10 protein-coding genes are annotated in these 11241 nt (G+C 41.8%); 6 read left to right on the top strand and 4 right to left on the bottom strand.

The window, feature by feature from the left end:
* The 3 genes from B0183_RS11250 to aphA all read right to left on the bottom strand — a co-directional run.
* A partial coding sequence (locus B0183_RS11250; RefSeq protein ID WP_078208813.1) for a transposase occupies positions 1-181 on the bottom strand: 181 nt, incomplete at its 3' end.
* A 241-nt stretch (positions 182-422) separates the two neighbouring features.
* Positions 423-4319 (bottom strand): phosphoribosylformylglycinamidine synthase, encoded by a 3897-nt coding sequence (purL, locus tag B0183_RS11255; protein ID WP_078208814.1) that lies wholly within the window; start codon positions 4317-4319, stop codon positions 423-425.
* Positions 4320-4593: 274 nt separating this feature from the next.
* Positions 4594-5313, bottom strand: coding sequence for an acid phosphatase AphA (gene aphA, locus B0183_RS11260; RefSeq protein ID WP_021118636.1), 720 nt, complete (start codon positions 5311-5313; stop codon positions 4594-4596).
* 181 nt (positions 5314-5494) lie between these two features.
* Between aphA and hemG the strand changes: the two genes are divergently transcribed.
* On the top strand, positions 5495-6022 hold the full coding sequence (gene hemG / locus B0183_RS11265; RefSeq protein WP_005711716.1) for a menaquinone-dependent protoporphyrinogen IX dehydrogenase: 528 nt from the start codon (positions 5495-5497) through the stop codon (positions 6020-6022).
* Here the strand turns inward: hemG and B0183_RS11270 are convergent.
* On the bottom strand, positions 6017-6277 hold the full coding sequence (locus B0183_RS11270) for a YfhL family 4Fe-4S dicluster ferredoxin (protein ID WP_005711714.1): 261 nt from the start codon (positions 6275-6277) through the stop codon (positions 6017-6019). The two genes, hemG and B0183_RS11270, sit on opposite strands and share 6 nt — an antisense overlap.
* A gap of 179 nt (positions 6278-6456) precedes the next feature.
* Here B0183_RS11270 and nadR point away from each other — a divergent pair, with 179 nt between their 5' ends.
* The 5 genes from nadR to B0183_RS13225 all read left to right on the top strand — a co-directional run.
* The gene (gene nadR, locus B0183_RS11275; RefSeq protein WP_005711712.1) at positions 6457-7728 is read left to right on the top strand and encodes a multifunctional transcriptional regulator/nicotinamide-nucleotide adenylyltransferase/ribosylnicotinamide kinase NadR; all 1272 of its coding nucleotides are present in this window, start codon (positions 6457-6459) and stop codon (positions 7726-7728) included.
* Positions 7725-8414, top strand: a complete 690-nt coding sequence (locus B0183_RS11280) for a metallophosphoesterase family protein (protein WP_005711710.1) — start codon at positions 7725-7727, stop codon at positions 8412-8414. Before nadR ends, B0183_RS11280 begins: the two co-directional genes overlap by 4 nt.
* A gap of 127 nt (positions 8415-8541) precedes the next feature.
* On the top strand, positions 8542-10131 hold the full coding sequence (prfC, locus tag B0183_RS11285) for a peptide chain release factor 3 (protein ID WP_021111970.1): 1590 nt from the start codon (positions 8542-8544) through the stop codon (positions 10129-10131).
* 94 nt (positions 10132-10225) lie between these two features.
* Complete coding sequence (gene rlmB, locus B0183_RS11290) at positions 10226-10960, top strand: 23S rRNA (guanosine(2251)-2'-O)-methyltransferase RlmB (protein WP_021111969.1); 735 nt, start codon at positions 10226-10228, stop codon at positions 10958-10960.
* A 189-nt stretch (positions 10961-11149) separates the two neighbouring features.
* On the top strand, positions 11150-11241 hold a 92-nt coding region (locus tag B0183_RS13225; RefSeq protein ID WP_459543473.1), incomplete at its 3' end, for a hypothetical protein.

Raw genomic sequence — 11241 nt, forward strand, 5'->3', positions numbered from 1 at the left:
GGTCACGAGGCGTCTCAATTTCTATCTCACCTTCATCACAAATGACAGTCTTAGATGTGTAACCGTTACGTGCATTTTTACCTTTTCTAGGCTGATGTTTTTCATAACCAAGATGGTCGGTCAGTTCACCATTTAACGCAGCCTCTTCCGCTGCCAAGGCGTGAAGTTGTTTTTCGTTCATAATAAAATACCTGTGTCTGAATGTATTATCTCAGAAACAGGTATTTACACAAATTGTGGGAGAGGCTCTACCTAGTTGAACAATCATACTTAGCAAGTCTTTATATTTAAGAATGATATTAAAAATATTCTCTCGCTTACCTCCTAGTAAATTGCTTAATTTATATTTGCCATATGCCATCGATCCCTCCATAAAAAAGCAGTAATTAGACGATTACTGCTCAGTTACATGTAAAATTATGCTACTTCAACGCCACTCGTGCATTCCTAAAAATCCGCATCCAAGCCCCATCTTCCGTCCAGTCTTCTGGATACCAAGAGTTGCTCACTGCACGATAAACTCGTTCAGGGTGTGGCATCATAATCGCCACTCTTCCGTCCACATTAGAAATAGCAGTAATACCGTTTACCGAGCCGTTCGGGTTGGCTGGGTAAACTTCGGTTGGGTTGCCGTTGTTGTCGATGTATTGGGCGATAACCAAGTTCTGTTTTTGTAGATTTTCAAGCTGATCTGACCGCTTAAATTCCACCTGTCCTTCACCGTGGGAAACGGCAATCGGCATATGTGAGCCTGCCATTCCGCTGAACCAGAGTGAGTTGGTATCGTTGATTTTCACCAGTCCCACACGAGCTTCAAAACGTTCGGATTTATTACGCACGAAGCGTGGCCAGTTTTCTGTACCTGGGATAATTTCCGCTAAGTTTGACACCATTTGGCAACCGTTACACACGCCAAGGGCTAAAGTGTTCGGGTTGGCGAAGAATTGGCTGAATTGATCGCGTAGCATTGGGTTGAATAGGATCGATTTCGCCCAGCCACCGCCTGCACCAAGTACATCGCCGTAAGAGAAGCCACCACAAGCAACTAACGCATTGAAATCTTTAAGATTTCTTCTGCCAGCCATTAAGTCGCTCATATGTACATCAATCGCATTGAAGCCTGCACGGTCGAAGGCTGCCGCCATTTCGTAATGGCTGTTTACGCCCTGTTCACGCAAGATAGCGATGCTTGGTTTTACGCCACGGTTGATAAACGGTGCAGCAATATCTTCATTGACATCATAGGTTAAGAATGCAGATAACCCTTTGTTATTTGGGTCTTTTTTGGTTGCAAATTCTTGGTCGGCACATTCAGGGTTATCTCGCAAGCGTTGCATTTGGTGTGTAAGTTCTGCCCAAATTCCACGCAATTCAGAGCGTTTTTCGCTGAGTAATTTGCGTGTACCACTGGTAATTTCAAACAGATCGCCTTCCGTTGCTGAGCCGATGTCTTTGGTAATGTGTAGTAAGTTGTGAGCTTTCAACACATCACGCACTGCATTTAAGTCGCTCTCTTTGATTTGAATAACGGCACCGAGTTCTTCGTTAAATAACACCGCTAAATCGTTGTCGCCTAATGCGGTGATGTGAGCCGATACGCCACAGTTGCCTGCAAACGCCATTTCCGCAAGGGTGGTGATTAAGCCACCGTCTGAACGGTCGTGGTAAGCGAGTAATTTATCATCAGCAACTAAGGCTTGCATTGCGTTGAAGAAGTTTTTCAAGGTTTCTACATTCACCACATCCGCAGGTTTATCGCCAAGTTGTTTGTAAACCTGTGCTAACGCCGTTGCACCTAAGCGGTTTTTGCCTTCGCCTAAATCGAGTAACAATAAGCGAGTTGTGCCTTTATCGGTGCGAAGTTGTGGAGTCACGGTTTTACGCACATCTTCCACACGGGCGAAAGCCGAAATTACGAGAGAAAGTGGCGCAGTTACCGCTTTTTGCTCGCCGTTCTCTTCCCAAGTGGTACGCATTGACATTGAGTCTTTACCCACAGGAATAGTAATGCCAAGTGTAGGGCAAAGCTCTTCGCCCACTGCTTTCACTGCTTCATATAAGCCAGCATCTTCGCCTGTGTGACCTGCCGCCGACATCCAGTTTGCCGAGAGTTTAATGCGTTTAATATCGCCAATATTGGTTGCAGCAATGTTGGTAATGCTTTCTGCTACTGCTAAGCGAGCAGATGCCCCGAAGTCAAGTAAGGCAACTGGCGCTCGTTCGCCCATTGACATTGCTTCGCCGTAATAGCTGTCTAAACTTGCGGTGGTTACGGCACAGTCGGCAACAGGAATTTGCCACGGGCCGACCATCTGATCGCGAGCTACCATTGCGGTGACTGAGCGGTCGCCGATAGTAATTAAGAAGGTTTTTTCTGCGACTACTGGCAAGCGTAACACACGGTGGAAGGCTTCTTTAAGCTGAATTTCTTCCTGTGCAAGCGGTGGGTTTTGCACGGTTTTTGACGAAACCTGACGGTGCATTTTCGGCGTTTTGCCAAGTAGCACGTTCATTGGTAAATCAATCGGGTTATTGTCAAAATGATCGTCGTGCAGGGTTAAATGTTTTTCTTCGGTCGCTTCGCCGATCACTGCATAAGGCGCACGCTCACGTTGGCAAAGTGCTTCAAATAATGGCAATTTATCCGCCGCAACCGCTAACACATAACGCTCTTGCGACTCGTTACACCAAATTTCAAGCGGTGACATTCCTTTCTCATCACACAAAATTTTGCGTAAATCGAACTTACCGCCACGATCGCCGTCGTGGACTAATTCTGGCATTGCGTTCGATAAACCGCCAGCACCCACGTCGTGAATAAATAAAATCGGGTTCTCATCGCCTAACTGCCAGCAACGGTCGATCACTTCTTGGCAACGGCGTTCCATTTCTGGGTTTTCACGTTGAACGGAAGCAAAATCTAAATCTTCTTTAGATTTGCCTGACGCCATTGACGAAGCCGCACCACCGCCTAAACCGATATTCATTGCAGGGCCGCCAAGTACAATTAATTTCGCCCCAACAGGAATTTCGCCTTTTTGAACGTGTTCGGCACGAATGTTACCGATACCGCCTGCGAGCATAATCGGCTTGTGATAACCACGAACTTCTTCGCCACCAAAACTGTTTACTTTTTCTTCATAGGTACGGAAATAGCCAAGTAATGCAGGACGACCAAATTCATTGTTAAATGCCGCTCCGCCAAGTGGACCTTCAATCATAATATCTAACGCAGAAGCGATACGGTTCGGCTTAGAAAGCAGATTTTCCCACGGTTGTTCAAAGTTTGGGATCACCAAGTTAGACACCGAGAAGCCTGTCAAACCTGCTTTTGGTTTTGCACCACGCCCTGTCGCCCCTTCATCACGGATTTCGCCACCTGAACCTGTCGCAGCCCCTGGGAATGGTGAAATGGCTGTCGGGTGGTTGTGGGTTTCTACTTTCATTAAAATATGCGCATCTTCTTGATGATAGCGATATTGCCCATCTTGATCAGGGAACCAACGACCGACTTTAGAACCTTCCATTACCGCCGCATTATCTTTATAGGCAGAAAGCACATAATCTGGGGTTTTCTCGAAGGTGTTTTTAATCATTTTGAACAGAGATTTCTCTTGTTTTTCGCCATCAATCGTCCAGTCTGCATTGAAAATTTTATGGCGACAATGCTCTGAGTTCGCCTGTGCGAACATATAAAGCTCAATGTCGTGCGGATTGCGGTTTAACGCTGTGAAATTTTCCACCAAATAATCAATTTCATCTTCTGCCAACGCCAAACCTAATTCCACGTTTGCCACTTCTAAGGCTTTGCGACCACCGTTTAAAATATCCACAGTCGTAAAGGGTTTTGGCTCGTGTTGAGCAAACAGTTGGCTCGCTTGGTTTTCATCGGTTAAAACGGTTTCTAACATACGGTCGTGCAACAAGCCTTTTAGGGTTGCTAACTCTGCTTCATTTAACGCTTGTTCAAACTCGAAATAGTACGCTAAACCACGCTCAATGCGGTTTACCGCTGATAAGCCACAGTTATGGGCAATATCTGTCGCTTTTGACGACCACGAAGAAATCGTGCCAATACGTGGAGTTACAATCAAACAAAAGCCGGTTGGCTCGTGTTCCGCAAGGGTTGGACCATAATGCAACAACTCTTGGATTTTTTTTGTTTCATCGGCTACAAGCGGTCGGTTTAGCTCAACAAAATGCAAATATTCGGTATAGACCGATTTAACAGGTAGTTGATGTTGCTCGAATTTTTGTTGAAGTTGGTTTAAACGAAAGTCAGATAAGGCAGGTGAGCCACGAAAGGTTTGTACAGTCATTGGGCAGTTCCGTTAATGATAGAAAACAAAATTGAAGGCATTATAATGGATTACGCAAACGTTTGCATTTTAAAAATTCAGAAAGTTTTTCTCATTTTATATTTGGAAGGGATAGTCTAACGAAACAGTATCGCACAATTGGAGTAACAAAAATAGCACTCATCTAGACAATATGCCTTCTTCTGTTAATTTATTTCGTACAATCTATACTTGAACAGTATTCAAAGGCTATAAGGGAATAGCAAATCCCCGCCTTTTAAGACGGGGATATTTATTAGTAGCTTGAATTTATAATAACTTCCTCTCCATATCCGCCAGCCTGAGGGAATGGCGTATAAGTTGAACTTGTGGTACGCAATACACGAATACCACGAATGCCAGCCTCTTTAGCGGCGAGAATATCATCATCGCTATCGCCGTAGTGTAACTGAATATTATGTTTTAAAATCCCTGCGGCTTTATTGTATTTTGTTTTTAATTTATCTTGACCGTGTCCGCCCATAAAATTAACAGGTTGCATATTTTTTATACCAAAGGTTTTTTCAAGTAATGGGGTGACTTGATCGTCCTTACCTGCAGTTCTTCCTGTGATAAAGAAAATCTGATCGCCACGCTCTTGATGCATATTAATGAGATCTTGGGCGACCTGTTTCGGAATAGAGTATTTATCACAACCAGCATTGATTTCGTCCCAGAAATCTTGATTTTTGAGATAGCTATAATCATTCGGTGAATACTTCTGCTTACCATAGTAGAAGCAACCGCTACTTGCTAATACAGTATCATCAATATCAAAACTCACATTCATCGGGGCTTTGCCTTTTAAGCTCTCTTTAATTTGCTCAATAGAAACCCAATGAATTGGGGCTTGCTGTTGCTCTGCTAAACGTGTGTTAAATCCGGCTTGAGTATAAGGCTCTTTAGAGGCAGCTTGAGCAGAAAGTGCAACAAACATATACGCTAACAAAGCTGTACGTAAAAAAATAGATTTCATTATATATACTCCTTTTATAAGTGAACAGTAATTGAGCTAAAACTCAGATGAATTTTAATTTTCATTCTATTCTAAATAAAGTCAAAATACTTTAATTAACGGATTGATATAAAACAAATTATAGTTCTTTTAAATTTAAATTGTTAAGATCGTTTTCACAATAGGTTATAGAGAACATAATATGAAAACTGCAATATTTTATTTAACAAATGATGGACAAACAAAAAAAATTTCTGACTATCTTGCGAAGGAGCTACAACAAGAGACACAAGTTTTCTCCTTACGAGACTTTTCTCTTTGGTCTGTAGAAACATTAGAACAATTTGATTGTATTGTTATTGGCGCATCGATTCGATATGGACATTTTGACCCAGTATTGGAACAATTTATTGATCGATATTATGAGCTACTAAATAGAAAAAAATCTGTTTTTTTTAGTGTCAATTTAACTGCTCGTAAAATAACTCGTAATACACCTTATACGAATACATATACACGTAAATTGCTAGACAAAATTCTATGGAAACCAAATATCGCTGAAGTATTTGCTGGAGCATTACTCTATCCTCGCTATAATTTTTTTGATAAAACCATGATTCGCTTTATTATGAAAATAACGAAAGGTGATACAGATACTAGCAGAGAGTATGAATATACAGATTGGCAGCAGGTTAGTGAATTAGCTCAACGAATCAGAAAGTTATCATAGTTTATCCGAATGATGAATCAATACAAACCGTTCCCAAAGCTGTTCATTAGTTTCAATATGCTCAGGATCGGTGATGATACAGTTGTTGATCGGACACACTTTTTGGCAGGTCGGCGTTTCGTAATGTCCAACACACTCCGTGCAAAGATCGGGATCGATGACATAAATTTCATCGCCCATTGAGATCGCTTGATTAGGACACTCAGGCTCGCACATATCGCAGTTGGTACATTTGTGGGTAATCAATAACGCCATAATTTGTTAAATGAGGAATAATTTGGAAGCGAGATTATACCGAATAGTGCAAAAGTAGAAAGTCTTTATACATAATTTTGCAATTTGTTATGTAAATCTTACCGCTTGACTATACATTTTTAAATGACAAAAAGGTCGATTTCGCCTATCATTCTGTCTATCAATGTGAGGACGAACTTATGACAAATTTTGCTTATCTTCAACAAAAACGTAAACAGTTAAAGCTAAAAGTAAATGATGTTTGTGAGCAAGCAGGGGTAACTAGAGCCTATTTTAATCAATTAGTGTCGGGGAAAATTAAAAATCCAAGTGCGACAAAATTAGGTGCGTTGCATAAAGTGTTGAATATCGTTGAGGAACAAAATCAACGAGTAGGCGTAATTTTTGGTAAGTTCTATCCAGTGCATACGGGGCATATTAATATGATTTATGAAGCCTTTAGTAAGGTGGATATGCTACACGTTATTGTTTGTACCGATACTGAACGTGATTTACAACTGTTCCGTGATAGTAAAATGAAACGTATGCCAACGAATGAAGATCGTTTGCGTTGGATGCAACAGATTTTTAAATATCAGCAAAAACAGATTTTCATTCATCATTTGGTTGAAGATGGTATTCCTAGCTATCCAAACGGCTGGGAGGGCTGGGTGGAACGTGTCAAAGAGCTATTTGCTGAAAAACATATTCAGCCAACATTAGTCTTTAGCAGTGAGATTCAAGATAAAGAACCTTACGAGAAATACTTAAATTTGGAAGTGCATTTAGTCGATCCTGAACGTAACTCATTTAATGTATCAGCGACAAAGATCCGCAACAATCCGTTCCAATACTGGCGTTTTATTCCAAAAGAGGTGCGTCCATTCTTTGTGAAAACTATCGCTATTTTAGGTGGTGAAAGTAGCGGAAAAACTGTTCTAGTCAGCAAACTTGCTAATGTATTTAATACGACATCGGCGTGGGAATACGGGCGAGAATTTGTCTTTGAACAACTTGGCGGTGATGAACAGGCAATGCAGTATTCAGACTATCCACAAATGGCATTAGGGCATAAGCGTTATGTTGATTATGCAATGAAGCACGCACACAAAGTGGCGATCATTGATACGGATTACATTACTACTCAAGCATTCTGTATTCAATATGAAGGCAAACCTCACCCATTCTTAGATTCGATGATTAAAGAATATCCTTTTGATGTCACTATTTTATTATCAAATAACACTAAATGGGTTGATGATGGTCTGCGTAGTTTAGGTTCACAAAAACAACGCCAACGCTTCCAGCAGTTACTCAAAAAATTGTTAGAAAAATATAACGTACCTTATATTGAAATTGAATCGCCAAGTTATTTAGATCGTTATAATCAAACCAAAGCAGTGATTGAAGCGATCTTAAATGAAGAATCCATAGCATTAACTTTTAAAAACCAAAACGAGAAGAGCGAATGATACTTTTTGCGGGCGATCCTCACGGTAGCTACGCCCACCTTTACCCCTTTGTTCAGGAACGTGAGAACGTAGCGTTAGTGATTTTAGGGGATTTGCAATTAACCACGACTGCAGAGTTGGATAAGCTGGCTCAACACTGCGATATTTGGTTTATTCACGGTAACCACGACAGTAAAACGGTTGCTGCGTATGATGCTATTTGGGGAACTGCTTGGAAAGAACGAAATCTTCACGGACGCGTTATCAATATACAAGGCACAAAAATTGCAGGACTAGGGGGCGTTTTTAGAGGGCATATCTGGATGCCTCCTCACCGCCCAATGTTCTTTGATCCTATCCATTATTGCCAATATAGTCCACAAGAGCGTATTTGGCGAGGTGGTGTACCACTGCGTCACCGTACCTCAATTTTTCCTTCAGATGTGGAAGGTTTAGAAACGCAAAAAGCAGATATTTTAATTACCCACGAAGCTCCTCGCCCACACCCACAAGGTTTTGCAGTGATTAATCAACTGGCTCGAAAAATGGGCGTGAAGAAGATTTTTCACGGACATCACCACGATAATTTTGATTATCGTCTAATTAATCGTAATAAGGCCTGTGAAATTTTTAATATCGGTTTTAGAAGTTTAGCAGATATTCAAGGCAACTATTTGCTAATTGGCATAGATGATCGGGATAAATAAAATTTTATTAGCGGTCAGTTTTTGTCAATAGTTTGCAAATCTTAATATAACCCATCTCCGTCGGTTGTGATCTCTGACTAAATCAGGGAAAATAGCCACCATTTTTGAAAAAGAAAACGAGAATAGAATGTCATTAAATAATTACCCTCAAGAAGTAAATAAACGCAGAACTTTTGCGATTATTTCTCACCCCGATGCTGGTAAAACGACCATCACCGAAAAAGTGTTACTTTACGGAAACGCCATTCAAACCGCAGGTTCGGTAAAAGGTAAAGGCTCACAAGCGCACGCTAAATCCGACTGGATGGAAATGGAAAAGCAACGTGGGATTTCGATTACCACCTCCGTAATGCAGTTCCCTTACAATGATTGCTTAGTCAATCTACTCGACACACCGGGGCACGAAGACTTCTCGGAAGATACCTATCGTACCTTAACGGCGGTAGACAGTTGTTTGATGGTGATCGACAGTGCAAAAGGGGTTGAGGAACGTACCATCAAATTGATGGAAGTAACTCGCTTGCGTGATACGCCGATTTTAACCTTTATGAACAAGCTCGACCGCGATATTCGTGATCCGATGGAATTGTTAGACGAAGTTGAGAGCGTGTTGAAGATTAACTGTGCGCCGATCACGTGGCCGATTGGTTGCGGTAAGTTGTTCAAAGGCGTTTATCATCTCTATAAAGACGAAACCTATCTCTACCAAACAGGGCAAGGGCATACCATTCAGGAAGTGCGTATTGTCAAAGGGCTAAATAATCCAGAGTTAGATCAAACTGTGGGCGATGATTTGGCTCAGCAACTGCGTGACGAATTAGAACTGGTGCAAGGGGCAAGCCACGAATTTGAACTAGACGCCTTCTTAAACGGCGAATTAACCCCTGTTTTCTTCGGTACGGCATTAGGTAACTTTGGGGTTGATCACTTCTTAGATGGCTTAACCGAATGGGCGCCCGCTCCGCAAGCCCGTGAGTCTGATTTACGCAAAGTAGAAGCAAGCGAAGAAAAATTCAGTGGCTTTGTGTTCAAAATTCAAGCGAATATGGATCCAAAACACCGAGACCGTGTTGCCTTTATGCGTGTGGTATCGGGCAAATATGAAAAAGGAATGAAGCTCAAGCACGTCCGTATCGGCAAAGATGTGATCATCTCCGATGCTTTAACCTTTATGGCAGGCGACCGCTCCCATGCAGAAGAAGCCTACGCAGGCGATATTATCGGCTTACACAATCACGGTACGATCCAAATCGGCGATACCTTTACGCAAGGCGAAAACTTGAAATTTACCGGTATTCCGAACTTCGCCCCTGAATTGTTCCGCCGCATCCGCCTAAAAGATCCGCTTAAGCAGAAACAGTTGCTTAAAGGCTTGGTACAACTGTCGGAAGAAGGTGCGGTGCAAGTGTTCCGTCCATTGATGAATAACGACTTAATCGTTGGCGCGGTCGGTGTGCTTCAGTTTGATGTGGTCGTTTCACGCCTTAAAACCGAATATAACGTGGAAGCAATCTACGAAACCGTCAATGTAGCGACAGCACGTTGGGTGGAATGCAACGATGCCAAGAAGTTTGAAGAATTTAAACGCAAAAACGAGCAGAATTTAGCCTTAGACGGTGGCGATAACTTAACCTATATCGCCCCAACAATGGTTAATCTCAACTTGGCTCAAGAGCGTTATCCGGATGTGGAGTTCTTTAAAACAAGAGAACATTAATTGCCATCTCCCTCCGAAAATCCTGCGGATTTTTCTCCACCCTCTCCCGTAAACGAGAGAGGGGAAAAATAAGATACAGAATAGAAGAATAAATATGAGCGAACAAATCTACGGTATTCACGCTGTTAAATCCTTTTTAGATGTTGCACCCGAACGATTAATCGAAGTGTTTGTACTAAAAGGTCGTGAAGATAAACGATTAACCCCATTACTCAACGAATTACAGCGTTTAGGCATTCGAGTGCAACAGGTCAATCGTCAAGCACTCGATAACAAAGTGCAAGGCGAAGTACATCAAGGGATTATCGCCAAAGTCATTCAAGCTAAAGAGCTAAATGAAAGCGATCTTGACCAAATTTTAGATCGCAAAGCAAATCCGTTTTTATTGATCTTAGACGGAGTGACCGATCCCCATAACTTAGGGGCTTGTTTGCGTACTGCTGATGCCGCAGGGGTTGATGTCGTTATTGTACCAAAAGACAAATCAGCACAGCTCACTTCAACAGCTCGCAAAGTGGCTTGCGGTGCAGCAGAAACCGTGCCACTTATTCGAGTGACAAATCTTGCCCGTACAATGCGTGAGTTACAAGAACGCAATATCTGGATCGTCGGCACAGCTGGCGAAGCGACAGAAAGTCTGTATCAGGTGAAATTAACAGGATCGATTGCGTTAGTGATGGGGGCAGAAGGAGACGGAATGCGTCGTCTTACCCGTGAACATTGTGATCAACTGGTGAGTATTCCAATGGCAGGATCGGTATCGTCGTTAAATGTATCCGTGGCGACCGGGGTTTGTCTGTTTGAGATTGTAAGACAGAAGTTATTATAGTCGCCTTAATCCTTTTTATGAAAATAGGTGGTGCAGTAGATAAAATGGGCGGTTTTTGTTGTTGTAATAGACAAAACAATTGCTAAAAAGTGGCTTAAAGCCTTATAGTACAAGGCTTTAAGCCCTCTTTTTGAAACATGAACAAAAAACTGCCCATTTTGCCAAAGTCTGAAAATAAAGAAACATGGTATACAAAATAATACTCAACGTTATTTTTGTAATGAATGTTATAAAACGTTTATCTTAAAATCTAAATTAGATCCAATTAAAATTTGGACTGA

Origin of the sequence: Glaesserella parasuis, assembly GCF_002015085.1 — a bacterium.
GTDB lineage: Bacteria > Pseudomonadota > Gammaproteobacteria > Enterobacterales > Pasteurellaceae > Glaesserella > Glaesserella parasuis.

What these genes read in the sequence shown, in the direction of transcription:
- aphA (WP_021118636.1), bottom strand. Translation starts at nt 5,313, where the DNA reads ATGAAATCTATTTTTTTACGTACAGCTTTGTTAGCGTATATGTTTGTT.
- nadR (WP_005711712.1), top strand. Translation starts at nt 6,457, where the DNA reads ATGACAAATTTTGCTTATCTTCAACAAAAACGTAAACAGTTAAAGCTA.
- B0183_RS11280 (WP_005711710.1), top strand. Translation starts at nt 7,725, where the DNA reads ATGATACTTTTTGCGGGCGATCCTCACGGTAGCTACGCCCACCTTTAC.
- purL (WP_078208814.1), bottom strand. Translation starts at nt 4,319, where the DNA reads ATGACTGTACAAACCTTTCGTGGCTCACCTGCCTTATCTGACTTTCGT.
- hemG (WP_005711716.1), top strand. Translation starts at nt 5,495, where the DNA reads ATGAAAACTGCAATATTTTATTTAACAAATGATGGACAAACAAAAAAA.
- prfC (WP_021111970.1), top strand. Translation starts at nt 8,542, where the DNA reads ATGTCATTAAATAATTACCCTCAAGAAGTAAATAAACGCAGAACTTTT.
- B0183_RS11270 (WP_005711714.1), bottom strand. Translation starts at nt 6,277, where the DNA reads ATGGCGTTATTGATTACCCACAAATGTACCAACTGCGATATGTGCGAG.
- rlmB (WP_021111969.1), top strand. Translation starts at nt 10,226, where the DNA reads ATGAGCGAACAAATCTACGGTATTCACGCTGTTAAATCCTTTTTAGAT.